The following is a 22,896-nucleotide window of genomic DNA, read 5'->3' on the forward strand; positions in this document are numbered from 1 at the left end:
CCGGGACCTCGCGACGGGGCGGGCGGAGGGGCGCCGCCCACGTCGCCCGGGCCGACCGTGGCGCGCGAGGTCACCCGCGGGGGGTGAGGCGCCACCATCGTCGGCACCCGACGCTCTGATGTGCCATGACCCCGCTGATCGCGCCGTCCCTGCAGGGATACCGCCGGGCCTGGGTCCGCCGGGACCTGATCGCGGGCGCGACGGTCTGGGCCGTCCTGGTGCCCGAGTGCCTGGCCTACGCGACGATCGCCGGCGTCCCACCGGTGGTCGGGCTCTACGCCGCCGTGCCGGCGCTGGTGCTCTACGCGCTGATCGGCAGCTCCCGGCACCTCGTGGTGGGACCGATGGCCGCCACCGCCGCGCTGTCCGCCGGCGTGATCGCGGACTTCGGCAGCACGGGTCTCGACCCGGTCGCCCTGACGACGGCGCTGGCCGTCACCGTCGGGCTCGTCGCGATCGTCGCCGGGGCGTTCCGCCTGGGCTTCCTCGCGAGCTTCATCTCCGAGCCCGTGCTCAAGGGGTTCATCGTCGGGCTGGCGATGACGATCGCGGTGGGCCAGCTGCCGAAACTGTTCGGCATCGAGAAGGGCGAGGGCGACTTCTTCGCCCAGCTCTGGCACCTCGTGACCCACCTCGGCGACGCGGACCTGCTCAGCACCGCGGTGGGGCTCGGGACCCTGGCGCTGGTCCTCGCCCTGCGCCGGTGGCTCCCCCGCGTGCCCGGCTCCCTGGCCGCGGTGGCGCTGGCGATCGGCGCGGTCTGGACCTTCGGGCTCGACAGCGCGGGGGTCGACGTCGTCGGCCCGATCACCGCGGGCCTGCCGCCGTTCGGGCTGCCGTCGGTCCCCGTGTCCACCTACCTCCAGCTGGTCGGCGGTGCCCTCGGCGTCGCGCTCGTCGGGTTCGCCGAGGGCCTGGGGGCCGCCAAGACCTACGCGGCCCGGCACGGCTACGAGGTGGACGCGAACCGGGAGCTGCTCGGGCTCGGCGCCGCGAACCTCGGGTCGGGGCTCGCCGCCGGGATGGTCGTCAACGGCAGCCTGTCGAAGACCGCGGTCAACGGCTCGGCCGGCGCCCGCACGGAGGCCTCCGGGCTCGTCGCCGCGGTGCTCACGGTGCTCACGCTGCTCTTCCTCACCGCGCTGTTCACCCGCCTGCCCGAGCCCGCCCTGGCCGCCATCGTCATCGCCGCGGTCGTCGAGCTGATCGACGTCGGCGCGCTCGTCGTGCTCTACCGGATGTGGACCCGGCGGCTCGGCGCGATCTACGGCCTCGCCGCCCGCGCCGACTTCGCCGCCGCGATCGCGGCCATGCTCGGGGTACTGGTCTTCGACACCCTCCCGGGTCTGTTCATCGGCATCGTCCTGTCACTGCTGCTCCTGCTCCACCGGGCGTCGCGGCCCCACGTCGCCGAGCTCGGGCGCGCCCCGACGGGCAACGACCTCTGGGTGGACCGCGAGCGCCACGAGGAGGCCACGACGGCCGACGGCGTGGTCGTCGTGCGGGTCGAGGGCGGCCTGTTCTTCGCCGACGCCGATCACGTGCGCGACGCGCTGCAGGCCCTCGCGCGACGGCCGGGGGTGCACGCCGTCGTCCTCGACGCGCGCTCGGTGCCGTTCGTCGACGTCACCGCCGCGCGGATGCTCGTCGGCCTCGTGGCATCACTGGAGACCACCGGGGTCGAGCTCGTCGTCGCCCGGGACATCGGGCAGGTCCGCGATGTCCTGCGGGAGACCGACGGGGCGCGGCCCCGGGTCTTCGGCGAGGTGGACGAGGCGGTCGCCGCGCTGGTGCTCGAGAAAGGAACCGACCATGGGTAGCGCGATCGGCGCGGTCCTCCCGCTCGCCCTCGGGGTGGCCCTGAGCCCGATCCCGATCATCGCGGTCGTGCTGATGCTGGCGACGCCGCGCGGCGGGGTCAACGGATCGTCGTTCCTGCTCGGCTGGCTGGTCGGCCTCTCCGTGGTCGGCACGCTGGTCCTGGTCCTCTCCGGAGGATCCGACGGGAGCGACGGGAGCGGGCCGGCGACGTGGGTCGGCGTCGTGAGCCTCCTGCTCGGGGTGGCGCTGATCGTGCTCGCGGGTCTGCAGTGGCGCCGCCGTCCCCGCGGCGGGACCGTCGCGCTCCCCGGCTGGATGGCGAGCATCGACCGCTTCGGCCCCGTGAAGTCGGCGGGTCTGGGCCTCGCGCTCTCGGCGGCGAACCCGAAGAACCTGCTCATCACCGTGGGTGCTGCGGCGGCCATCGCCCAGGCCGGCGTCTCCGCGGGTGGGCAGGCCGTCGCCCTCGGGCTGTTCGTGCTGCTCGGGACCCTCGGGCCCGGCGTCCCGCTCGCGATCTACCTGGGCCTCGGTGCGCGGTCGCAGCGGATCCTGGAACGCCTGCGCGGCTGGATGGCCGCCCACAACACCGCGATCATGTGCGTCCTGCTGGTGGTGATCGGGCTGAAGCTCCTCGGGGACGGCATCTCGGCCCTCGTCGGTTGAGTCACCGACGGGCTCGCAGACGGACGGCGGGCACCGTTCGGGTGTCACCAGGACGGGTGAATTGGGCGCGGCACACGTGGCAATCCGGCGAATCCGACCTGATCAGTCGGCAGGCGGGGATCCACTCGCCCCTCCGGCGCGCTAGAACAGCCCGGACGACCGCAGCAGATCGGTCGCGGGGGGTGGCATGCGGCGAGCGAAGATCACCGTGCCGCTCCGGCCGCCCGGCTTCGTGGAACGTCCGTCCGTGCGGGCCACCCTGGACGCCCAGAGCGGGCCCCGCGAGCGCGGGCGCGTCGTCCTCGTCAGCGCGCCGGCCGGGTACGGCAAGACGGCCGCGGTCACCGACTGGGTCCGGGCCGACCCCGACGTCGCGGCGGCGTGGGTGGGGCTCGACGCCGGCGACCGCGAGGAGCACCGGTGGTGGGCCTCCGTGCTCGCCGCCCTGACGGCCTGCCCGGCCGTCGCCGAGGACAGCGCGCTGCACCGGGTCGCGCCCTCGTGGAGCGACGACGCCGCGCGCGGCGAGACCGTCTCCGACATCCTCGAGGCGCTCGACGGCCTGACCGTGCCGGTCCGGCTGGTCCTCGACGACCTCCAGACGATCGCGGACCACGGCGCCCTGACCGGCCTGCAGGAGCTCCTGCGCCATCCGCTCCCGATGCTGACCATCGTGCTGTGCAGCCGGTACGACCCGCCCGTGGGGATCGACCGGCTGCGGCTCGACGACCGGTTCGGGCAGGTGCGGGCCGACCAGCTCGCGTTCACCGAGCCCCAGGCGGCGGAGCTGTTCCGGCGCGAGGGGCTCGCGCTCGACGACGACCAGACCGCGACGCTCGTCGCGCGCACCGAGGGCTGGGTCGCCGCGCTGCGTCTGGCCAGCCTGTCCCTGCACCGCCGGGACGACCCGGCCGCCTTCGTCCGCGAGTTCGCCGGCGACGACCGGTCGGTGGCCGACTACCTCGTCGGCGAGGTCCTGGCCCACCTCGGCGAGCGCGAGCACGCGGTCCTCGCCGCCGCGACGGTCACCTCGCCGATGCACCTCGACCTCGCCGTCGCCCTCACCGGCTACGACGACGCCGGCGACCTCCTCGACGGGCTCGCGACGAGCACCGCGATGGTGATCGCCACCGATCGGCGCCGCGAGTACTACCGCGTGCACGAGCTGCTGAGGTCCCACACGCTCGCCCGGCTGCGGCGCGGGCAGCCCGACCACCTCCGCGGGCTCTACCGGCGGGCGGCCGCGTGGCACGACGACCGCGGCGACCACGTCGAGGCCCTCCGGTGCGCGGGCCTCGCGGGCGACGTCGACACCACCGAGGTCCTGCTCCGGGCCCGCGCCGTCGAGCTCCTCGGACGCGGGGAGTTCGACGCCCTCGCGCAGTCCGAACGGATGATCGCCGGGTCCGGAGCGGATCCGCGGGTCCGACTCGTCCTGGGGCTGGCGGCCCTCGAGAACGGGGACCTCGGGCGCGCGGACGAGCTCGTCTCCGCCGCCGAGGCCGAGCTGACCGACCGCGAGGGCGACGACGTCACCGTCTTCCGGCGCATCGTCGCCCTGCGGGCGTCGCTCGCGCGCGGACGGATCGAGGACGTCGCGGCCGCCGCCCACGCGATCCGGACGCAGGCCGTGACGGGGACCCCCCTGCGGGCCCTCGCGCTCGCGGCCCGGGCCAGCGGGCTCGTGTACGCCGCGCCCGAGCAGGCGCACCGCGATGCGACCGAGGCCCTCACCCTCGCGGAGCGGCACGGGTGGCCGTACCTCGCCGTCCAGGCCCGGAGCACGCTGGGTGTCGCCCGACTCCTCGGGAGCGACGAGACCGGATCCCTCGAGCACGCCCGCGCCGTGATCTCGCGCGCGACGAGCCGGGAGTGGCCCCGGAGTCCCGGGCACCAGCGCGCACGCGTGGTGGTGGCCGCGGCCGAGCTCCTCGGCGGCCGCCCGGACGCCGCCCTGCGCCACCTGTCGTCCGGCGAGGTCGCCGCGGACCACACCCATCCGCAGGTCACGACCGCGATCGAGGTCCTGCGCGCCGCGGTGGACCACGACACGGGCCGGCCACTGGCCGGCTGGCAGCGTCTCCGCAGCATCCGGCGGGCGGCCTCCGACCTGACCCTGACCGACCCGCAGGTCGCGCTCGCCGCGAACCTCGAGCAGCACGCGGCCCTCGGGTTGGGCCGGGCCCGGGAGGCGGCCGAGGTGACGCGCGCCGCCGCATCGCAGCTCGCGGGCTCGGTGGAAGGGGCGCTCCTGCACGCGCGCCTCCAGTGGAGCACCGCCGGCGACCCCGGGGCCCGGACGCTGCTCGTCCCGGTCTTCGCCCGGCGGCTCCGCCTCCTGACCGGGCTCGGCCTCGTCGACGCACTCCTGCTCGACGCCGAGATCGCCGCCACGCTCGACGAGCACGCCTCCGTCCACGAGCAGCTATGCCGCGCCCTGCGTCTCGCCGCCCGGTTCGACCTCCGGCGCCCCTTCGCCACGCTCCCCGAGCCGCTCCGAGCGCACCTCGCCGGCCACCACGGCGCGTTCGGCGCCCTGGACGCCCTCGTCGACGAGATCCTCGCGCGCGGCCCGTCCGACGTCGAGGCGGTCCGGGACCCCCTCACCGACCGCGAGCGCACCGTGCTGGCCTTCCTCCCGAGCCAGCGCTCGTCGGTCGAGATCGCCCAGGACCTCGCCGTCTCCCTGAACACGATCAAGACCCACCAGCGCGCGATCTACCACAAGCTCGGCGTTGGGAGCCGCCGCGAGGCCGTCGCCCGCGCCCGCCACGTCGGGCTCATCGATCCGCCGCAGGCTCCCGGCGCTCCGGCACACCGCACGACGTGACGCTTCTCCCCGGCGGTTGACTCCCGGGGTGGGGGTCGCGAACATCCCCCGCCATGGGTGAACGCAGGGTGCTGACGTGGCGACTCCACGTCGACCTCATGCGCGTCGCCAGCTCCGGCTGTCGCTGACACACGAGCCCGGCGCCGGGCTCACGACGCCTCCCCGTCCCTCCCCCGTCCCGGGAGTCCGTGTGTCCACGACCGCCAGCCCGCTGCCGACCACGTCGGCCCACACCCCGCGCCGCGTCGCCCTCGCGAGCGCCATCGGCACCACGATCGAGTGGTACGACTTCTACCTCTACGCCACGGCCACGGCCCTGGTGTTCAACCAGCTGTTCTTCCCGTCGATCAGCCCGACGGCCGGCACGCTGGCGGCGTTCGCGACCTACGCGGCGGGCTTCGGCGCCCGCCCGATCGGCGCGGTGATCTCGGGTCACCTCGGCGACCGGCTCGGACGCAAGGCCGTGCTCATCGCGGCGCTGGTGACGATGGGCGTCGCCACCACGGCGATCGGGCTGCTGCCCACCTACGCCACGATCGGCGTCTGGGCCCCGGCGCTGCTGGTGGTCCTGCGGATCGTCCAGGGCCTCGCGGTCGGCGGCGAGTGGGCGGGTGCGGCGATCCTCGCCGTCGAGCACGCCCCGCAGCGGCGCCGCGGGTTCTTCGGCAGCTTCACCCAGCTCGGGTCGCCGGCCGGGATGCTGCTCGCCACCGGCTCACTGTTCGGGGTCCGCGTCATCGCCGGCGACGAGGCGTTCCTGGCCTGGGCGTGGCGCCTGCCCTTCGTCGCGAGCATCGTGCTGGTCGGCGTCGGGCTGTTCATCCGCCTGCGCATCCAGGACGCCCCCGAGTTCCGGGCCCTGCGCGAGCGCGGCGACGTCGCCCGCCTCCCGGTCGTCGAGGTGCTGCGGGCCGCCCCGCGCAACGTCGTCCTCACCACGGGGCTGCGGCTCTCGCAGATCGCCCTGTTCGTCCTGCTCACGACCTACGGCCTGACCTACATCGCCGGCGAGCTGGGCAAGGCCAGCAGCGCGGGCCTGCTCGCGGTGGTCATCACCTCCGCGCTGGGACTCGCCACGACCCCGCTGTGGGCGATCCTCTCCGACCGCATCGGTCGGCGGACGCCCTACCTCGTCGGCTCGATCGGCGGCACGATCACGCTGGCGCTGTTCTTCCTCGCGGTCGGCACGGGCTCGACGACGTTGATCGTCCTGGCGATGGTGCTCGGCATCAACGTCACCCACGACGCGATGTACGGGCCGCAGGCGGCGTGGTTCGCCGAGCTGTTCTCGACGCGCCTGCGCTACAGCGGCGCGTCGCTGGGCTACGGCATCGGGTCCGTGGTCGCGGGCGGGTTCGCGCCGCTGGTGGCCGCCGCCCTCGTCGCCGCGACGGGCTCGTTCTGGCTGGTCGTGGCGTTCCTCGCCGTGCTGTCGGTGCTCACCACGGGCGCCGCCCTGCTGGCGCGGGAGACTGCGCTCGAGCCGCTCGCACCCTAGGAGGCACGTGTCCCGCCGCATCCACCTCAACGCGTTCGCCATGAACTGCGCCGGCCACCAGTCGGCGGGGCTGTGGCGCCACCCGCGCGACGAGGGGTTCCGCTACACCGACGTCGAGCACTGGGTGGACCTCGCCCGGGTGCTGGAGGACGCCGGGTTCGACGCGCTGTTCCTGGCCGACGTGCTGGGGATCTACGACGTCTACGGCGGCTCGCGGGACGGCGCGCTGCGCGCCGGCACCCAGGTCCCGCTCGGCGACCCGATGCTGCCCGTCCCGGCGATGGCCGCGGCGACGTCGCGGCTGGGGTTCGGCATCACGGTCTCGGTGAGCTACGAGCACCCCTACGCCCTGGCCCGCCGCTTCACGACGCTCGACCACCTCACGAAGGGACGGGTGGCCTGGAACGTCGTCACCGGCTACCTGGCGAGCGCGGCGGCGAACCTCGGCCTGGGCGAGCAGCTCGCCCACGACCAGCGCTACGAGATGGCCGAGGAGTACCTCGAGGTCTGCTACAAGCTCTGGGAGGGCTCCTGGGAGGACGACGCCGTCGTGCGCGACGCCGAGCGCGGCGTCTACACCGACCCGGCGAAGGTCCACGACATCGGTCACCACGGCACGTGGTTCGACGTGCCGGGCCCGTTCCTCTGCGAGCCGTCGGCCCAGCGCACCCCGGCGATCTTCCAGGCCGGGGCGTCGCCGCGGGGCCTGGCGTTCGCCGGGCGGCACGCCGAGGCGGTGTTCGTCTCGGGGCCGTCGACGACGGTGGTCGCGAAGTCGGTGGCCGGTATCCGCGCCGCGGCGGCGGAGGCCGGGCGCGACCCGGAGTCGGTGACGGTGTTCGTGCAGCTCGCGCCGGTGGTGGCCGAGACCTCGGAGGAGGCGCGGGCGCAGTACGAGGAGTACCTCGCGGTGGCGTCGACCGAGGGCGCCCTCGCGCTCTTCGGCGGCTGGACGGGCCTGGACCTCTCCGGCGTCGACCCGCACGAGCCCCTGCGCCACGTCGAGACCGACGCGGGCCGCTCCGCGCTCGCCTCGTTCACCACCGACGACCCCGACCGGGAGTGGACCCTGGCCGAGGTCACGGCGCACCTCGCCGTCGGGGGCCGCGGTCCGGTGGCGGTGGGCTCGCCGGGCGAGGTCGCCGACGAGATGGAGCGCTGGGTCGACGAGACCGGCGCCGACGGCTTCAACCTCGCCTACGCGGTCACGCCGGGCACGTTCGTGGACGTCGCGGAGCTGGTCGTGCCCGAGCTGCGGCGCCGGGGGCGGATGCCCGCCACCCCGGCGGCCGGGACGCTGCGCGAGGTCCTCGGCGGCCCGGGCCCCCGCGTTGCGGACTCCCATCCGGCGGCTGCGTACCGGCGCTGATCCACAGGGAGCAACGCCGCGCCGGGAGGTCGCCTCGGGCGACGGGACGGGCCGGCGCCTGGAATGATTGTGCGCGACCGTCGTGGGTAGTCGATCACGTCGGGCGGGCACAGAGCCGTCGTCAGGCCGTCGTCAGGGAGGTGGACCCGGTGAGTGGTGACCTCGGAGAGCACCGATCTCCGGTCCCGACCCCGCCGCCCGGCCCCGCGGAGCCGTTCGACCGTCTGACCGAGCTGGCCTGCGACGTCGCGGCCGCCCCGATCGCCCTCGTGAGCCGGCTCGGGGACGACGGCGTCCGGGTGTGGCACGCGGCCCCCGGCGCGGATGCGATCGACCGGGAGGTGCCGGTCGCCGAGACCCTCTGCCGTCTCGTCGCCGACGCGCAGCGCCCCGTCCTCGTCCCCGACGCCGACAGTGCCTCCCGCGACGGGGAGTCCGGCGCCGTGCTCGCCGTCGGCATCCGCGCGTGGGCGGGGTTCCCGATCCGCGACACCGACGGCGCCGTGCTCGGCTCGCTCACGGTGGTCGACACCCACGCGCGGCCCTGGACCGAGGAGCAGGTCCGCCGGCTCGCCGGGATCGCCCGGGCGGCCGGGGACGAGATGGCCCTGCGCGCCGATCTCGACGTCTCGCAGCGCTCGGCCGACGAGCTCGCCCATCGGCTGCTGGTCTCCGACCGCGCCGCCCGCGCCTCCGACCGGGACGCCCGCCGGGCCTACGACCGCGCCGAGCGCGCCGACGCCCTCGCCAACGCCGCCCGCCGGCAGGCGGGTGCCGCGGTCGAGCTCGCCGAGACGCTGCAGCAGTCCCTGACGCCCCAGCACCCCCCGCGCGTCCCCGGCATGGAGATCGCCGCGCGGCACCGCGGCCCCACCGACGGCCACTCGTACAGCGGCGAGGTCCTCGGCGACTTCTACGACGTCTTCGCCACGCCCACGGGCTGGGGCGTCGTCGTCGGCGACGTCTGCGGGCACGGCGCCGACGCCGCGCGCACCACGGCGCTGGCCCGCTCCACGGCCCGGGCCCTCGGGCACAGCGAGCCCGACCCGGCCCTCGTGCTCACGGCCGTCAACGGTGTCCTGCACGACTGGTTCGACACCGCGCGCAGCTTCGTCACCGCCGTCTACGCCCAGATCACCGACCACGACGCCCCCGAACCCGCCGGCCTGACCATCCAGATCGCCGCCGCCGGGCACCCGCCGGGGGTCGTCTGGCACCCCGACGGTGCGGTCACCGAGCTCGACGGCGGGGGGCGCGTGCTCGGCATCCGCGCCGAGGCCGACGTCGCCAGTCAGACGATCACGCTGCCGCCGGGCGCGGCGCTCGTGCTCCACACCGACGGGGTCACCGAGGCCCGCGCGACGGGCAGGCGGGAGCAGTTCGGGGAGGACCGGCTGCGTCAGGCCCTCGAGGCGCTGCCGGCCGGCGCCCACGCCGACGCCGTCGCGGACGCCGTCCTGGCGGCCGTCGACGTGCACACCGACGGGCACCGCGACGACGACACGCTCCTGCTCGTCGTCCGCTCCCCCGGCGCCTGATTCAGCGGATCAGTTTCTGGACGTCGCGGAACGCGGCGTGACCGCTGTCGTGCAGCCACTCGAACAGCACCATCTCGGTGGTGACGACGTCGACGCCGTGCGCGCGCATGCGCTCGAGGGCCCGGCCGTGGTTCGCCGGGGCGCGGCTGCCCACGGCGTCGGCGACGACGGCGACGTCCCGGCCGGCGGCGCGCAGGGCGAGCACGGTCTGGAGCACGCACACGTGGGCCTCGCAGCCCGCGACGACGATCGTGCCCGGCCCGGGGTCGACGTCCGCGGCGAAGGAGGTCTTCGCCTGGGCGTGACGGGGCAGGAGGTCGGCGATCTCGCCGACGGTGGGGCCGAGGCCCGCCGGGTTCTGCTCGGTGGCGTGGACGTCGACGCCGGTGAGGCCGGCGCCGGTGACGAGCCGGGTGGCGTTCTGCAGCACCTCCGCCCCCGCGCTGATGGCCGGCATCAGGCGTTCCTGCAGGTCGACGACGAGCAGGACCGAGGACTCGGCGGACAGCAGCGGCATGCCCCGAGCCTAGGACGGTTGACGCGACACCCCCACCGGCCGTAGGGCAGGACCGTGACGATCTCCCCCGCCGGCGCCACCGACCGCGTCGCCGACTACACCGAGCGGTTCGCCGCCTTCCTCACCACGGAGGTCGAGCCCCTCGAGGCCGACCTCGCCCGCCAGGACGTCGGCTCGCCCTGGAACCCGCGCCTCGACGAGGCCGGGCGCATGCACCCCGCCGTCTGGGAGGCGCGCCGGGAGGTCCAGCGCCGCTCGGCCACGGCCGGGCTCTACAACCCGCACGTGCCGAGCGGTGGCGGCTTCACCCGGGCCGAGATGCAGCACGTCGAGGAGTTCGTCTACCGGCACTCGGGTCTCGGACTGGGCCTGGCCGCCCTGGGCTGGACCGAGGGCGCCAACCCGGCGATCGAGCACTGCTCCGACGCGGCCCGCGAGCAGTGGCTCGAGCCGCTGATGGCCGGCGAGATCACCGCGGCGTTCGCCAACACCGAGATCTCCGTCGGCACCGACGTCCTGGCGATGGAGACCCACGCGCGCCGCGACGGCGCGGACTGGATCCTCGACGGCACCAAGGCCTGGATCACCAACGCCCACTTCGCCGACGTCGTCCAGGTCACCGCGGTCACCGAGCCCGGCGCCGGCACCCGGTCGCTGTCGATGTTCCTCGTCGACGCGAGCGCCCCCGGGTTCTCCCGCGGCCGCGACATCCCGACGATGCTCGACGACGGCCTCACCGGAGAGCTGCACTTCGACGGCGTGCGGGTGCCGACCGAGAACGTCGTCGGCGAGGTCGGCGACGGGTTCGCGCTGGCCATGGCCTGGATCAACTGGCGACGCCTCTGCCGGGGCGGGATGTGCGCGGGCTGGGGCGAGTGGCTGCTGGCGCGGGCGATCGACCGCGCCCGGCAGCGGTCCTCGGGCGGGCGGCCGATCGCCGAGCTGCAGGCGGTGCAGCACATGCTCGCCGACATGGACGCCGACGTGTACACGGCGCGGGCGGCGTCGCTGCAGGCGCAGGCCGAGCTCGACGCGATGCCCGGCGGGGCCTTCGGGATCCCGCTGCACGCCGACGCGCCGCGCCTCATGAGCCTCGTGAAGCTGATCAACGACGAGGCCTTCTTCCGCGTCGCCGACCGCGCCGTCCAGGTGCACGGGGGCACCGGCCTGCGGCTCGGCTCGCCGGAGGAGAAGCTCTTCCGCCTCGCCCGCAACCTGAAGATCCCCGCAGGCACGGTGGAGATCCAGCGCAACGCGATCGCGCGCGGGCTGCTCCGGCGCGGGCGGTGACGCTCTGCCCCCGAGGCCTGGCCGCGGTCACCGGGCGCTTCCAGCCCGTCCACCACCAGCACCTCGAGCTGTTCGCGCTGGCGCTCGCCGAGCACGACCACCTCGTCGTCGCCGTCACCAACCCCGACTCCGGGGCCCGCCACGAGGCGACGACGTCGACGCACCGTCACACCGACGCGGCCAACCCGTTCACCTACTTCGAGCGCCTGCGGCTGCTGCGTGCGGCCCTCGACGGGGCGGGGCTGGCCGACCGCGCCTCGGTCGTGCCGTTCGACCTCACGCGCCCGCAGCTGTGGCCGGAGTACGTGCCGCTCGGGGCCCGTCACTTCGTGCGCGCCTTCTCGGCGTGGGAGGAGGACAAGGCGGGCCGGCTCGCCGACGGCGGCTACGCGGTGACCGTCGTCGACGGCGACCCCGCGACCAAGCTCGACGCCGCCGCGATCCGCGACGGCTTCGCCGACGGGACGTGGGAGGCGATGGCGCTCCCGTCGACGGTGCCGGTGCTGCGGGAGCTCCTGGGGGCACGACCGTGAGGCCGCCCGGGTACGGCGAGACCCAGCCGCGTCTCGACGACGACCGGCTGCCCGTGGTGCTCGTCGTCCTCGACGGGCTGGGCGACCGCCCGGTGCCCGAGCTCGGCGGTCGCACGCCGTCCGAGGCCGCGGACACACCGGTCCTCGACGCGCTGGCGGCCCGGGGGGCGTCCGGCTGGCACCTGCCCTTCGGCTGGGGTCGCGCGCCGTCGTCGGAGCTCGCGCACTGGGCGATGTTCGGGTTCGCCGACGTGTCGTTCCCCGGCCGCGCGGTGCTGGAGGCCCTCGGCGCGGGGGTCGACGTGCCGTCCGGGGTCGCGGTCACCCACGCGGCGCTGCGGACGGCGCAGACCGACGACGCGGGGCGGGTGTGGATCACCGGGCGGGTCGGGCCCGACGACACCGACGACGCGTCGCGGCTGCTCGACGACCTCGCCGGGCTCGCCCGGCGGCACGACGCGCAGCTCACCCCGCTCCCCCGCCGCGGCGAGGCGCTGCTCGCGCTGACCGGCCACGCGAGCGGCGCCGTCACCGACTCCGACCCGTTCTTCGAGGACCGCCACCCGTGGCTGCGGGTGCTGGCGCTGTCCGACGCCCCCGAGGCCGCTCCGACGGCCGCGGCCCTGCAGGCGCTGCTGCGCGACGCCCGCGCCGCCCTGCGCGCCCATCCCGTCAACCACGCCCGCGCCGGCCGCGGCCTCCCGGTGCTCGAGGTGCTCACGACGAAGTGGTCGGGCGTGCGGTCGCCGATCCCGTCGTTCACGGCGCAGAACGGTGTCGCCGGCGCCGCGGTGACCAGCACCGGGCTCTACCGGGGCCTCGCCTCCGTGCTCGGGATGGCGTCCCGGCACCTGCGGCCCGGCGAGGACGTGACGGCCGACCTCCGGGCCCGCCTGACCGCCGCGGACGAGCTGATCGAGGCCGGCGCGCGCTTCGTCCACGTGCACATCAAGGCCACCGACGACGCCGGGCACACCAAGCGGCCGCGGGCGAAGCTCGACGTCCTCGAGGCCGCCGACCGCGGGCTCGCCGGCCTGCTCGACCTCGCCGGGCGCGCGGTCGTCGCGGTCACCGGCGACCACGCCACCCCGTCCACCGGCGGCGTGCTGCACACCGGCGACCCGACCCCGCTCGTCGTCGCCGGCCCGACGGTGCGCCCGGACGCGGTCACCGCGTTCGGCGAGTCCCCCGCCCACGCCGGCTGGTACGGCATCGTCACGGCCCGGGAGCTGCTCCCGCTGCTGCTGGGCCACGCGAACCGGGCGGCGTTCCTCGGGCACCGGGCCGGCCCCCGGCGCACCGTCGCCCTGCCCGACGACCCGGAACCGATGATCGACCCCGACCCGTGAGTGATGTTCCCGGCCATAGCCGGGAACATCACTCACATAGGGGGGCTCGCAGCGGGGGTCCGGTCATGCCCGCGGCTCGGGTCCCACGTCCAGGCGGGTGACGATCACGAGCGCGTCCTGGAGCAGGACGGTGACCGGGGTGGAGTCGACCACCGCGGAGAGCTGGGTGCGCAGGTCGTGGTCGAGGTCGGCGACCAGGCCGACGCGCCGGTGCACCGTCGGCGGGTGCCCGGCCTCGAGCGCGACGTCGACCTCGACGTCGCACGCCTCGACGTGGTGGCGCTGCAGGAACGTGCGGACCGACATCGCGGTGCACGACGACAGCGACGCCGCGAGCAGCCCGAACGCCGTCGCCCCCTCAGGCTCGCCCTCGCCGGTCGGCACGACGCAGTCGAGCGCGAGCCCGTTCACGTCGAGCGACACCACACGTCCGTCACCCTCCGGGAGGCGACCCCGGGCCCACGCCGCCGGCGCGTCCATGGTCCCCACCTTTCCACGAGTCATCGGCGGGAGATCAGGCGGAGCGGTCGTGGTGACGGGCACGGGCGAGGTGCTCGCGCCGCTCCTGCTCGCTCTCCCCGCCCCAGACGCCGTACGGTTCCTCGACCCGATGGGCCCAGTCCCGGCAGGGTTCGCGCACCGGGCAGCCCGCGCAGATGCGCGCGGCCGCCGCGACGCGTTGGCTGCGCCGGGGGTCGCGTTCACCGTCGGGATGGAAGAAGACCTCGGAGTTCATACCGCGGCACGCCGCGTGGAGCTGCCAGTCCCAGTGGTCGTTGATCGCCCACGGCAGCCGGGAGACATCAGCCATTGATGCACACCTCCTACCGACCGTCGTACACCTCGGCGGCGACCGTGGCGCTGTAATCCACGTCTCGCGCGCCGAGGCGTCTGCGACGGACCGGTCGTGGGCAACCGGCTTGGTTCAGGCGGCCGCGGCGGCCGTCGGTTCCGGGGCCGGGCGGCGGCCCCGGCGACGCCCGACGACGCCCGTCGAGAGCGCGTGCGCCCAGGCGAACGGGCGCCAGTCCTCGAGGCGCACCTCGAGGCGGTCGACCACCGCGACGAGCGCCGCCGGGTTGTGGGTGAGCCCGCAGTGGCTGCTCGGGACGACCACGTTCTCGCAGAGCTCGCCGTCGTCCTGCCGGCAGCCGTCGCCGTGCAGGAGGCCGTCCCAGGTCGAGTAGATCGCCACCGAGCGCACGGGCACCGGGCGCCGGACCAGGTCGACGACCTCGCCCGTGCGGTCCGAGAAGCCCCAGTGCTGCTCGGCGAGGCGGAACGCGGCGGTCACCCTGTTCTCCTCGGCCTCCGCGCGCCAGGGTGACCCGAGGCAGACGATGCGCTCGACGGCGTCCGGGCGGACGTGCGCGAGCCAGCGGGCCATCAGCCCGCCGAGGCTCCAGCCCACGATCGCGATCGGGCGCCCGTGGCGGGCGTGGAGCTCGTCGAAGCGCGCGAGCAGCCCGTCGAGGATCGTGTCGGTGAAGCCCTGGTTGAGGCCGAGGGTCCACCGATGGGTGTGGAAGCCGCGGTTGCGCAGGTGCGCCCGCAGCGCGCCCGTGGCGAGATCGCTGGTGAGGAACCCGGGCAGCACGAGCACGGGCTGGCCGTTGCCGCGGCCGCTGCCGGGCAGGACGTGGCGGACCGCGTGCCACGCGGCGGTCTCGACCGACGCACGTCCGAGATCGGTGACCGTGAGCCACCAGGCCGGGAAGGGAAGGAATGCACCGGCCGGGCCGGCCTCGGGACGCCGCGTCGTCGACGTCGATCTGGGGGCGTCCATCACGACCACCTCCTCGCGGGGTCGCCACGACGCGACTCCGTGTGGCCGTCAGATACCCGAACCCGAGTCCACATACGCCCGCGCGGGTCGCGACCGACCCGGACGGGGGTGCAGCGCGGGTCAGAAGTACGCGCGGGTCACGAGGTCGGCGACGCAGGCCGGCTTGGTCGAGCCCTCGACCTCAATGGTCACGCGGGTGACCAGCTGCAGCCCGTCGTCGCCGACGTCGGTGGCGTCGACGAGCGTCGAGCGCGCCCGCACCCGCGTCCCGGACCGCACGACGTTCGGGAAGCGCACGCGCTCGAGCCCGTAGTTCAGGCCCATCCGCGTGCCCTCGACGCGGCGCAGGCCGTCGAGCAGCAGCGGGAGGAGCGAGAGCGTCAGGAAACCGTGCGCGACGGTCGCGCCGTACGGCCCGGTGGCGGACCGATCGGCGTCGACGTGGATCCACTGGTGGTCGCCGGTGACCTCGGCGAAGCCGTCGATGCGGTCCTGGCCGATCTCCAGCCACTCCCCCGGCCCGAGCTCGCGGCCCAGTGAGGCGACCAGCTCGTCACGCCCGTGGAAGGTCTCCATGCGGCATTCCTACCGCGCGGGCCTACACGCGCGCCGCACGGATCGCGTCGACGAGCGAGGTCGGCGCGCGCCCAAGCAGGTTCTCGAGCGCCGGGCTGTCGGTCTCCAGCTCGCCGCGCGCGGTCGAGAGCTCGAGGGACGTCACGAAGCCCGCCGTGCCCTCGTCCATGCCGGCCGCGCGCAGGATGTCGGTGAACTCCTCGGCCGACACGTCGCGGTAGACGACCTTCGTCCCGGTGGTCTCGGTGATCGCCTCGGCGAGCTCGGTCATGGAGAACGCCGGCCCGCCGAGCTCCCAGTAGCCCTGCTGGTCGGCGATGTCGCCGGTGAGCAGCGAGACCGCGGCCTCGGCGTAGTCGGCGCGCGTGGCGGCCGAGACGCGCCCGTCGCCCGCGGCGCCGACGATCTCGCCGCGCTCGAGGTACTCGTCGAGCCGGCCGGTGTAGTTCTCGACGTACCAGCCGTTGCGGGCCACCGCGAAGGGCAGGCCGGAGGCCTGGAGCAGGTCCTCGGTGCCGGCGTGCTCGGGCGCCAGCGCGAGCTCGGTCTCGTCGGCCTTGAGCACGCTCGTGTAGACGACGAAGCCGACGTCGGCGGCGTCCGCGGCCCGGATGACGTTGCCGTGCTGCGTGAGGCGCTCGCCGACCGTGGGGCTGGAGACGAGCAGCAGGCGCTCGATCCCCTCGAGGGCGGCGTCGAGTGTCTCCGGGCGGTCGTAGTCGGCCTCGCGGACGCCGACGCCGAGGGCGGCCAGCTCGTCGGCCCTGGCGGTGTCCCGCACGAGCGCGAAGACGTTGCGGGCCGGGACGCCGTGGCGCAGCAGGGCGTCGACGGCGAGGCGGCCGAGGTGACCGGTCGCGCCGGTGACGGCGTACGTGGCGGTGGGAAGGACGGGTGCCTCGCTCATGGCCGCCAGTGTGCCCGTGCGGCTCCCCGCCCAGACGTCACGGTCCGCCAGGGGTAGAGCCCGTGACACGACGGGCACCATGGAGGTGATGACGGCGGCGGCGAGGGGCGGCGTCGCCACCTACGGAGCGGTGCTGCGCCTCCCGGGTCTCACGCCCCTGGTGACCGTCGGGTTCGCGGCCCGCATCCCGGCCACCGCGACCGCCGTCGTGCTCACCCTGCACGTCGCGGTGGGCCTCGACGCCGGGTTCGCCGCCGCGGGCCTGGTCGGCGGGTCGGTGACGGCCGGCGTGGCGCTCGGGGCGCCGCTGCTGGGCCGGCTGATGGACCGTCGCGGCCTGCGTCCCGTCCTGCTGATCTGCGGGCTCGCGCAGGCCGCGTTCTGGGGCGTCGCGTCCCTGCTGCCGGTGGCGACGCTCGCCCCGACCGCCTTCGTGGCCGGGATGCTCATGCCGCCCGCGTTCTCGGCGGTGCGCCAGTCCCTCGCCGCCTCGGTGCCCGACGAGCACCAGCGCCCCGCGTTCGCCCTCGACGCGATGTCCACCGAGGTCGCCTACGCGGTGGGCCCGGCGCTCGGCACCCTCGTGGCGATCGCCCTGCCCGGCCGTCCCGGTCTGTGGGCCGTGGGCGGGGCGTTCGTCCTCGCCTCGGCCGCGCTGGCCCGGCTGGACCCGCCACTGCGCCGGCCGGGCCATGCCGGCGAGGACCGGACCGCGCCCCCGGTGCGCTCGTGGCTGCGCGGCCCGATGTTCGTCGCCCTGGCCTCGACGGGGGCGGCGATCCTCATGCTCACGGCCACCGAGCTCGCCGTCGTCGCCGGCCTGACCGCCCGCGGGGAGACGGCCTGGTTCGCGTTGGCCAACGCCGTGTGGTGCGCCGCGTCGCTCACCGGGGGCTGGATCTACGGCGGGGCCCGGCGCCCGCCCCCGACCGCGGTGCTGCTGGCCCTGCTCGCGCTCGGGTCGCTGCCGGTCGCGCTGGGCGGGCCCTGGTGGACCGTGACGCTCCTGCTCATCCCCGCCGGCGCCTTCTGCGCGCCGGCGCTGGCCTCGGCCACCGAGACCGTGGGGCGCCTCGCCCCCGACGGCGCACGGGGCGTCGCCATCGGGCTGCACAGCTCGGCGCTCATGGCGGGCGCGGCGATCGCCTCGCCGCTGTCCGGCCTCCTGATCGACACCGTCGCCCCGGCGGCCGCGATCGCCGCCGCGGCGGCGGTCACCCTCGTGGTGGCGGTCGCCGCGGCCGCGATCACGCGCGCCCGCACCCGGTGACACAGTCAGTTCCGACTGTTTATGGTGCGCGGGAGCACCTCGTCGACCACGGGAGGAACCCGATCATGGATCTCCAGGGCGTCTCGGCCCTCGTCACCGGCGGCGCGTCCGGCCTCGGGCTGGCCACCGCGCAGGCGATCACCGCCGCGGGCGGGCGGGTGGTCGTCGCCGACCTCCCGTCGTCGAAGGGCAAGGAGGTCGCCGCGGACCTCGGCGGGGAGTTCGTCGCCGCCGACGTCACGGACGCCGACGCGCTGGGCTCCGCGGTCGCCGCGGCCGAGGCGGCCGGCCCGTTCCGCGCGCTCGTGCACTGCGCGGGCATCGGCAGCCTCACCCGCGTCGTCGAGAAGAACGGCGACCCGGGCGACATGGAGTCCTTCGAGCGGGTCATCCGCGTCAACCTCTTCGGCTCGTTCAACGCCCTGCGCCTCGCCGGCGCCGCGATCGCGCGCACCGAGCCGGTGAACGGCGAGCGCGGCGCGATGATCATGACGGCCTCCGTGGCGGCGTTCGAGGGCCAGATCGGGCAGATGGCCTACTCGGCGTCGAAGGGCGGCGTCGTGTCGATGACGCTGTGCGCCGCGCGCGACCTCGCGTCCAAGCTGGTCCGCGTCAACACCATCGCGCCGGGGCTGTTCGACACCCCGCTGTTCGCGACGCTCTCGGACGACGTCCGCAAGACCCTCGGCGAGTCGGTGCCCCACCCGCGCCGCCTCGGCGACCCCGCCGAGTACGGGCAGATGGCGGTCTCGATGCTGCAGAACCCGATGCTCAACGGCGAGACGATCCGGCTCGACGGCGCGATCCGGATGGCGCCGCGATGAGCACGGCTGAGGAGCCCGTCCTGCGCACCGAGCGCGACGGCACCACGCTGATCATCACCATCGACCGCCCGAAGGCCCGCAACTCGGTGAACACCGCGGTCGCGGAGGGGATCGCCGCGGCGCTCGACGAGCTCGACGGCGACGACGCGCTCGTCGCCGGCATCCTCACCGGGGCCGGCGGGTTCTTCAGCGCCGGCATGGATCTCAAGGCCTTCCTGCGGGGCGAGCGCCCGCACGTCGGCGACCGCGGGTTCGCCGGCATCACCCAGCGTCCGCCGTCGAAGCCGCTGATCGCCGCGGTCGAGGGGCCGGCGCTGGCCGGCGGGTGCGAGCTGGTGCTGTCGTGTGACCTCGTGGTGGCCTCGGAGGAGGCGACGTTCGGGATCCCGGAGGTCAAGCGCGGGCTCGCCGCCGCGGCCGGCGGCCTCATGCGCCTGCCCGCCCGCATCCCGCGCACCGTCGCCATGGAGCTCGCGCTCACCGGCGACCCGATGAGTGCGGCCGACGCGCACCGGTGGGGCCTGGTCAATCACCTCACGCCCGTCGGCGGGGCCCTCGAGGGCGCCCGCGAGCTCGCCGCGCGCATCGGGGCGAACGGACCGCTCGCGGTCCGGGCGAGCAAGCAGGTGATCGTCGAGTCCCCCGACTGGAGCTCGGAGGACATGTGGCGCCGCCAGGGGGAGATCCTCGGCCCGGTGCTGGAGAGCGAGGACGCCCGCGAGGGTGCCGCCGCCTTCGCCGAGAAGCGCGCCCCGAAGTGGAAGGGCCGCTAGGTGCGCTCCGCGCATGTGAGCACTTCGAGGTGCTGGAGCACCTCAAAGTGCTCACGTGCGCGGAGCGCACACCTCAGAGGGTGTCCTCGCCGTACATCTCGCCGAGCGGGTCCATGATGAACTCGACGCGGGCGCCGTCGGGATCGCGCGTGTAGATCGAGACGTCGGACTCGACCATGTACTCGATCCCGCGCTCGTCGAGACGGCGCTTGATCCCGAACCACTGGCTGCCGGGCACCGAGATCGCGATGTGGTGCAGCCCGCCGAGCACCTCGGCGTAGGGGCTCGGGTCGACGCCGGGCAGGTCGAAGAAGGCCAGGTTGTTGCCGTTGCCGACGTCGAAGAAGAAGTGCGTCGAGCCCGCGAGGTCGCGGTTCTCGAACAGCACGGTGACCGGGAAGCCGGCCACGTTCTGGTACCACTCCACCGTCGTGCGCACGTCGCGGCAGACCAGGGCCGTGTGGTGGATGCCCTTGCCCGTCGACGGCGGGCGGTGATCGGTCGGGACGAGGAACTCCTCGCGAATCCGATCGCGGGCGGCCGTCAGCCGCTGCCGCTCCTCTTCGCTGATCAACGACGACTTGTCCGCGCTCATGGCGCAGACCGTAGACCGTTCAACCGAGATCGTGGACCGCCAGCGATCCCGCGTCGCGCTCCGCCTTGCCCGCCACGCCGCCGTCGCGGGTGAGCTCGGAGAGCATGCGGTAGGTCAGGCTGCGCGGGCGCAGCCCGAGATGCGCCGCGGCCTCCTCGTCCAGCCGTTCGACGAGCGTCTTCGAGACCAGCCGCTGCCCGCCCGTGGCCACCTGCTCGACGCGGGCGCACTCGTTGACCTCGTCGCCCAGCGCGGTCACCTCGAGGCGCCCGCCGGTGACGACCTGACCGATGAACAGGTCCGCGCCCCAGTGCGCGCCGACGTTGAGCCGGCAGTCCTCGCGGGCGACCTCGACGCCGGTCTCGGCGAGGTCGGCGACGACCTCGGCCACCGCACTCGGCAGGCTCTGCACCACGCGCAGCGCCGCGCATGCCGCGTCGGAGTCCGAGCCGTGGCCCTCGGTGAGGAAGTAGGCGCTCGCCCCGTCCCCGGCGTGCTTGCCGACGATGCCGCCGTGCCGCGCGACGAGCGCGTCGAACGCCGTCGTGATCCCGCGGATGAGCTCGAAGTAGACGGGCGTCGGCAGGCGGCGGGACAGCGGGCCGGAGGAGTCGACGTCGGCGAAGACGATGGCCGCCGGGCGTTTCGCCGGCTCCGACAGGTCGGCCATCCGCGTGAACATGGCCTCGTCGCCCTCGCTGACCAGGGCGAGCACCCGGGCCGGGAGGAGCGGGGCGTAGATCAGCGCGGCGCCCATCGGCGAGCCGTCGGCGTGGCGCAGGCCGACCCCCAGCATGCCCACCGACCGCTGGCGGGCCCCGACCTGCAGGTCCAGCGACAGCACCCATAGCGGCGCCGCGGGACCGGTCTGGTCGTCGAGGCGTGGGTGCAGGTCGCGGCGCAGGGTCTCGGCGGCCTCGGGGGTGAGGAGGTCGCGCCACAGCGGGCGCTCGAGCACCTCGTCGACGTGCTCGCCGTAGCCGACGTCGGTGTCGTCGTCCGCGCCGGCGAGCATCAGCATCTGCTCCGACACCCAGGCCAGGCGCCCGTGCGCGTCGATCACCTGCGCGGCCGTCCGCCCCGCGGCCAGGGCGGTGGCGACCTCACCCAGCGGTCCCTCGGGTCCCCCCACGGCGCCGGAGCCTACGGGCCACCGAACGGGTGGCCCGTCATCGACCGGCGGTGCTCGGCGTCGTGGACGAGCACCCCGAGGAGCTCTCCGACGTGGTGATCACGGGCACGCGAGAGGACGTGACGTCCCGCACGGCGCTGGGTGATCAAGCCGGCGAGGCGGAGCTTGGCGAGGTGCTGCGACACGGCCGGGCGGGTCGCCCCCAAACGGCCGGCGAGGGTGGAGACGTCCAGCTCATCGCCGCAGAGCAGCCACAACATCCGCAGACGGGTGGGATCGGCGAGCATCCGCAGGCCCTCGACGGCCACGTCGACGTGCTCGGCGGGCGGGAGCTCGGCCCATCCCCCACCCCGTTGCACGTTGTCGTGTGCGCACACGCTTACGTATTGTGCCAGAGGGTGGAGCCGTGTTGGCATCCGTTCGGACGCCGGCCCGACGACGACCGCCCGGCCCCGGTGGAGGACATCGACATGAGCAGTCCGCTCGACCGCCCGGCCCCCCGGACCGCGACGCGTCCGTTCCCAGGGGGCGGGTCGGCCCGGCCCGGCGGCGAGCGGTCGATCGACCTGCCGTCGCGCCTCGCGGTGCGGGCCTGCGGCACGGAGCGCAGCCACGACAGCCAGGAGAGCCCGGTCGGCCCCGACAGCCCGTCGGGCCTCCTCGCCGACATCCTCGCCCTCCACGACGCCCTGGCCGCCGAGCCCTCGCTCGAGCCGGGCCCGCGCACCGACGCGCTGTTCACCGCGCTCGTGGCGCTCGCCGTCGCGCCGCGTGCGCCGCGGGAGGTGGACGCGGTGCTCGCCGACCCGCGGCTCACCGAGCGCCTGCCCGACCTGCGCGCCCGCTGCGCCGCCGGCGAGTACGCCCTCGAGCGGGCCTGGGCCCACCGGGTGCTCGCGGCGGACGACCCGCACGCCGCGCTCGAGGCGTTTCCGTACCTCCGGAACTACCGCGACCTCACCCGCATCGAGTACCACGCCGTCGCCGGTCACGCCCCGCGCGCGCCGCGGCGGGCGCTGTTCGTCGGCGCGGGGCCGCTGCCGCTCTCGGCGCTGCTGCTCGCCCGCCACGGCGTGCGGGTCGACGCCGTCGACATCGACCCGGAGGCGGTGGAGCTCGGCGGCCGGCTCGCCGCGGCGCTCGGTGACGACGTGCGCGTCGGCGCCGGCGACGTCCTGGACCTCGGCGATCTCGGGGACCACGACCTCGTCTGCGTGGCCGCCCTCGTCGGGCTCGACCCCGCCGAGAAGGCCGCGGCCCTGGCCCACGTGCGCGCCCGCATGCGGCCCGGCGCCCTCGTGCTCGCCCGCAGCGCCCACTCGCTGCGCGGCCTGCTCTACCCCGTGCTCGAGGTGGCCGGGGACGATCTCGGCGGCCTCGACCCGGTGGCCGTGCTGCACCCCCACACCGACGTCGTCAACTCGGTGGTGCTGGCCCGCGTCCCGGCCTGAGCCGTCGCGACCCGGGCAGGGCAGGCTGGACCCGTGCCCACCACCCGCACCGGCCCGCACCCCGTGGCGGTCGGGGCCGTCCTGCTGCTGGTCGCGATGATCGCGGCGGCGCTGTGGAACTCCGACGCCTCGGGGACCGGCGCCCGCAACGTCGGGAGCACGGAATCGGCC

The 22,896-nt window shown here is 75.2% G+C and carries 22 protein-coding genes; 13 read left to right on the forward strand and 9 right to left on the reverse strand.

Going from position 1 to position 22,896, the window contains the following annotated elements:
* Positions 1-125 precede the first annotated feature (125 nt).
* From PH191_RS14240 to PH191_RS14265, 6 genes are all read left to right on the forward strand, one after another.
* Complete coding sequence (locus tag PH191_RS14240) at positions 126-1,820, forward strand: SulP family inorganic anion transporter (RefSeq protein ID WP_274195250.1); 1,695 nt, start codon at positions 126-128, stop codon at positions 1,818-1,820.
* Positions 1,813-2,487 carry a GAP family protein gene (locus PH191_RS14245; protein WP_274195251.1) on the forward strand — a complete coding sequence of 225 codons (675 nt, stop codon included), beginning with the start codon at positions 1,813-1,815 and terminating at the stop codon, positions 2,485-2,487. The genes PH191_RS14240 and PH191_RS14245 overlap by 8 nt, the downstream gene beginning before the upstream one ends.
* A gap of 247 nt (positions 2,488-2,734) precedes the next feature.
* Positions 2,735-5,317 (forward strand): winged helix-turn-helix domain-containing protein, encoded by a 2,583-nt coding sequence (locus PH191_RS14250; protein ID WP_274195252.1) that lies wholly within the window; start codon positions 2,735-2,737, stop codon positions 5,315-5,317.
* A gap of 190 nt (positions 5,318-5,507) precedes the next feature.
* A complete protein-coding gene (locus tag PH191_RS14255) occupies positions 5,508-6,815 on the forward strand; it encodes an MFS transporter (protein ID WP_274195253.1) in 1,308 nt (435 codons plus the stop codon).
* A gap of 7 nt (positions 6,816-6,822) precedes the next feature.
* A complete protein-coding gene (locus tag PH191_RS14260; RefSeq protein ID WP_274195254.1) occupies positions 6,823-8,184 on the forward strand; it encodes an LLM class flavin-dependent oxidoreductase in 1,362 nt (453 codons plus the stop codon).
* A 149-nt stretch (positions 8,185-8,333) separates the two neighbouring features.
* A complete protein-coding gene (locus tag PH191_RS14265) occupies positions 8,334-9,722 on the forward strand; it encodes a PP2C family protein-serine/threonine phosphatase (RefSeq protein WP_274195255.1) in 1,389 nt (462 codons plus the stop codon).
* Position 9,723: 1 nt separating this feature from the next.
* On the opposite strand, the gene PH191_RS14270 is transcribed toward PH191_RS14265, so the two are convergent.
* Positions 9,724-10,239, reverse strand: a complete 516-nt coding sequence (locus PH191_RS14270) for an isochorismatase family protein (RefSeq protein WP_274195256.1) — start codon at positions 10,237-10,239, stop codon at positions 9,724-9,726.
* 54 nt (positions 10,240-10,293) lie between these two features.
* Between PH191_RS14270 and PH191_RS14275 the strand changes: the two genes are divergently transcribed.
* The 3 genes from PH191_RS14275 to PH191_RS14285 are packed head-to-tail and all read left to right on the forward strand — an operon-like array spanning position 10,294 to position 13,411.
* Positions 10,294-11,529 carry an acyl-CoA dehydrogenase family protein gene (locus PH191_RS14275; RefSeq protein ID WP_274195257.1) on the forward strand — a complete coding sequence of 412 codons (1,236 nt, stop codon included), beginning with the start codon at positions 10,294-10,296 and terminating at the stop codon, positions 11,527-11,529.
* Positions 11,526-12,062: an adenylyltransferase/cytidyltransferase family protein gene (locus PH191_RS14280; protein WP_274195258.1), complete on the forward strand. Its 537-nt coding sequence runs from the start codon at positions 11,526-11,528 to the stop codon at positions 12,060-12,062. The genes PH191_RS14275 and PH191_RS14280 overlap by 4 nt, the downstream gene beginning before the upstream one ends.
* Positions 12,059-13,411 carry an alkaline phosphatase family protein gene (locus PH191_RS14285; RefSeq protein ID WP_274195259.1) on the forward strand — a complete coding sequence of 451 codons (1,353 nt, stop codon included), beginning with the start codon at positions 12,059-12,061 and terminating at the stop codon, positions 13,409-13,411. Before PH191_RS14280 ends, PH191_RS14285 begins: the two co-directional genes overlap by 4 nt.
* Before the next feature lie 63 nt (positions 13,412-13,474).
* Here PH191_RS14285 and PH191_RS14290 read toward each other — a convergent pair whose 3' ends face one another.
* The 5 genes from PH191_RS14290 to PH191_RS14310 all read right to left on the reverse strand — a co-directional run bounded on the left by PH191_RS14290 (position 13,475) and on the right by PH191_RS14310 (position 16,680).
* Positions 13,475-13,891, reverse strand: coding sequence for an OsmC family protein (locus PH191_RS14290; RefSeq protein WP_274195260.1), 417 nt, complete (start codon positions 13,889-13,891; stop codon positions 13,475-13,477).
* A 34-nt stretch (positions 13,892-13,925) separates the two neighbouring features.
* Positions 13,926-14,222, reverse strand: coding sequence for a WhiB family transcriptional regulator (locus PH191_RS14295; RefSeq protein ID WP_274195261.1), 297 nt, complete (start codon positions 14,220-14,222; stop codon positions 13,926-13,928).
* A gap of 114 nt (positions 14,223-14,336) precedes the next feature.
* Positions 14,337-15,197, reverse strand: coding sequence for an esterase/lipase family protein (locus PH191_RS14300; protein ID WP_274195262.1), 861 nt, complete (start codon positions 15,195-15,197; stop codon positions 14,337-14,339).
* 120 nt (positions 15,198-15,317) lie between these two features.
* On the reverse strand, positions 15,318-15,773 hold the full coding sequence (locus PH191_RS14305) for a MaoC family dehydratase (RefSeq protein ID WP_274195263.1): 456 nt from the start codon (positions 15,771-15,773) through the stop codon (positions 15,318-15,320).
* Between the two features lie 22 nt (positions 15,774-15,795).
* The gene (locus tag PH191_RS14310) at positions 15,796-16,680 is read right to left on the reverse strand and encodes an SDR family oxidoreductase (RefSeq protein WP_274195264.1); all 885 of its coding nucleotides are present in this window, start codon (positions 16,678-16,680) and stop codon (positions 15,796-15,798) included.
* Between the two features lie 88 nt (positions 16,681-16,768).
* Here PH191_RS14310 and PH191_RS14315 point away from each other — a divergent pair, with 88 nt between their 5' ends.
* The 3 genes from PH191_RS14315 to PH191_RS14325 all read left to right on the forward strand — a co-directional run bounded on the left by PH191_RS14315 (position 16,769) and on the right by PH191_RS14325 (position 19,547).
* Positions 16,769-17,950 carry an MFS transporter gene (locus tag PH191_RS14315; protein ID WP_274195265.1) on the forward strand — a complete coding sequence of 394 codons (1,182 nt, stop codon included), beginning with the start codon at positions 16,769-16,771 and terminating at the stop codon, positions 17,948-17,950.
* A 65-nt stretch (positions 17,951-18,015) separates the two neighbouring features.
* Positions 18,016-18,774 (forward strand): SDR family NAD(P)-dependent oxidoreductase, encoded by a 759-nt coding sequence (locus PH191_RS14320; protein ID WP_274195266.1) that lies wholly within the window; start codon positions 18,016-18,018, stop codon positions 18,772-18,774.
* On the forward strand, positions 18,771-19,547 hold the full coding sequence (locus tag PH191_RS14325; RefSeq protein ID WP_274195267.1) for a crotonase/enoyl-CoA hydratase family protein: 777 nt from the start codon (positions 18,771-18,773) through the stop codon (positions 19,545-19,547). Before PH191_RS14320 ends, PH191_RS14325 begins: the two co-directional genes overlap by 4 nt.
* 73 nt (positions 19,548-19,620) lie before the next feature.
* Here PH191_RS14325 and PH191_RS14330 read toward each other — a convergent pair whose 3' ends face one another.
* From PH191_RS14330 to PH191_RS14340, 3 genes are read right to left on the reverse strand one after another with little or no spacing between them, the layout of a single operon-like run.
* The gene (locus PH191_RS14330) at positions 19,621-20,142 is read right to left on the reverse strand and encodes a VOC family protein (RefSeq protein WP_274195268.1); all 522 of its coding nucleotides are present in this window, start codon (positions 20,140-20,142) and stop codon (positions 19,621-19,623) included.
* 19 nt (positions 20,143-20,161) lie between these two features.
* Positions 20,162-21,274: an adenylate/guanylate cyclase domain-containing protein gene (locus PH191_RS14335; protein WP_274195269.1), complete on the reverse strand. Its 1,113-nt coding sequence runs from the start codon at positions 21,272-21,274 to the stop codon at positions 20,162-20,164.
* An 11-nt stretch (positions 21,275-21,285) separates the two neighbouring features.
* Positions 21,286-21,651 (reverse strand): ArsR/SmtB family transcription factor, encoded by a 366-nt coding sequence (locus PH191_RS14340; RefSeq protein WP_274195270.1) that lies wholly within the window; start codon positions 21,649-21,651, stop codon positions 21,286-21,288.
* A 93-nt stretch (positions 21,652-21,744) separates the two neighbouring features.
* On the opposite strand from PH191_RS14340, the gene PH191_RS14345 reads away from it, so the two are divergent.
* A complete protein-coding gene (locus PH191_RS14345; protein ID WP_274195271.1) occupies positions 21,745-22,725 on the forward strand; it encodes a nicotianamine synthase family protein in 981 nt (326 codons plus the stop codon).
* Positions 22,726-22,896: the final 171 nt, after the last annotated feature.

Origin of the sequence: Actinomycetospora callitridis (genome assembly GCF_028737265.1) — a bacterium.
Lineage (GTDB): Bacteria > Actinomycetota > Actinomycetes > Mycobacteriales > Pseudonocardiaceae > Actinomycetospora > Actinomycetospora callitridis.

Excerpts from the sequence above, each read along its gene's own strand:
- PH191_RS14270 (WP_274195256.1), bottom strand. The coding sequence starts at position 10,239 with ATGCCGCTGCTGTCCGCCGAGTCCTCGGTCCTGCTCGTCGTCGACCTG.
- PH191_RS14305 (WP_274195263.1), bottom strand. The coding sequence starts at position 15,773 with ATGGAGACCTTCCACGGGCGTGACGAGCTGGTCGCCTCACTGGGCCGC.
- PH191_RS14290 (WP_274195260.1), bottom strand. The coding sequence starts at position 13,891 with ATGGACGCGCCGGCGGCGTGGGCCCGGGGTCGCCTCCCGGAGGGTGAC.
- PH191_RS14315 (WP_274195265.1), top strand. The coding sequence starts at position 16,769 with ATGACGGCGGCGGCGAGGGGCGGCGTCGCCACCTACGGAGCGGTGCTG.
- PH191_RS14325 (WP_274195267.1), top strand. The coding sequence starts at position 18,771 with ATGAGCACGGCTGAGGAGCCCGTCCTGCGCACCGAGCGCGACGGCACC.
- PH191_RS14245 (WP_274195251.1), top strand. The coding sequence starts at position 1,813 with ATGGGTAGCGCGATCGGCGCGGTCCTCCCGCTCGCCCTCGGGGTGGCC.
- PH191_RS14345 (WP_274195271.1), top strand. The coding sequence starts at position 21,745 with ATGAGCAGTCCGCTCGACCGCCCGGCCCCCCGGACCGCGACGCGTCCG.
- PH191_RS14320 (WP_274195266.1), top strand. The coding sequence starts at position 18,016 with ATGGATCTCCAGGGCGTCTCGGCCCTCGTCACCGGCGGCGCGTCCGGC.
- PH191_RS14295 (WP_274195261.1), bottom strand. The coding sequence starts at position 14,222 with ATGGCTGATGTCTCCCGGCTGCCGTGGGCGATCAACGACCACTGGGAC.
- PH191_RS14240 (WP_274195250.1), top strand. The coding sequence starts at position 126 with ATGACCCCGCTGATCGCGCCGTCCCTGCAGGGATACCGCCGGGCCTGG.
- PH191_RS14310 (WP_274195264.1), bottom strand. The coding sequence starts at position 16,680 with ATGAGCGAGGCACCCGTCCTTCCCACCGCCACGTACGCCGTCACCGGC.
- PH191_RS14330 (WP_274195268.1), bottom strand. The coding sequence starts at position 20,142 with ATGAGCGCGGACAAGTCGTCGTTGATCAGCGAAGAGGAGCGGCAGCGG.
- PH191_RS14300 (WP_274195262.1), bottom strand. The coding sequence starts at position 15,197 with ATGGACGCCCCCAGATCGACGTCGACGACGCGGCGTCCCGAGGCCGGC.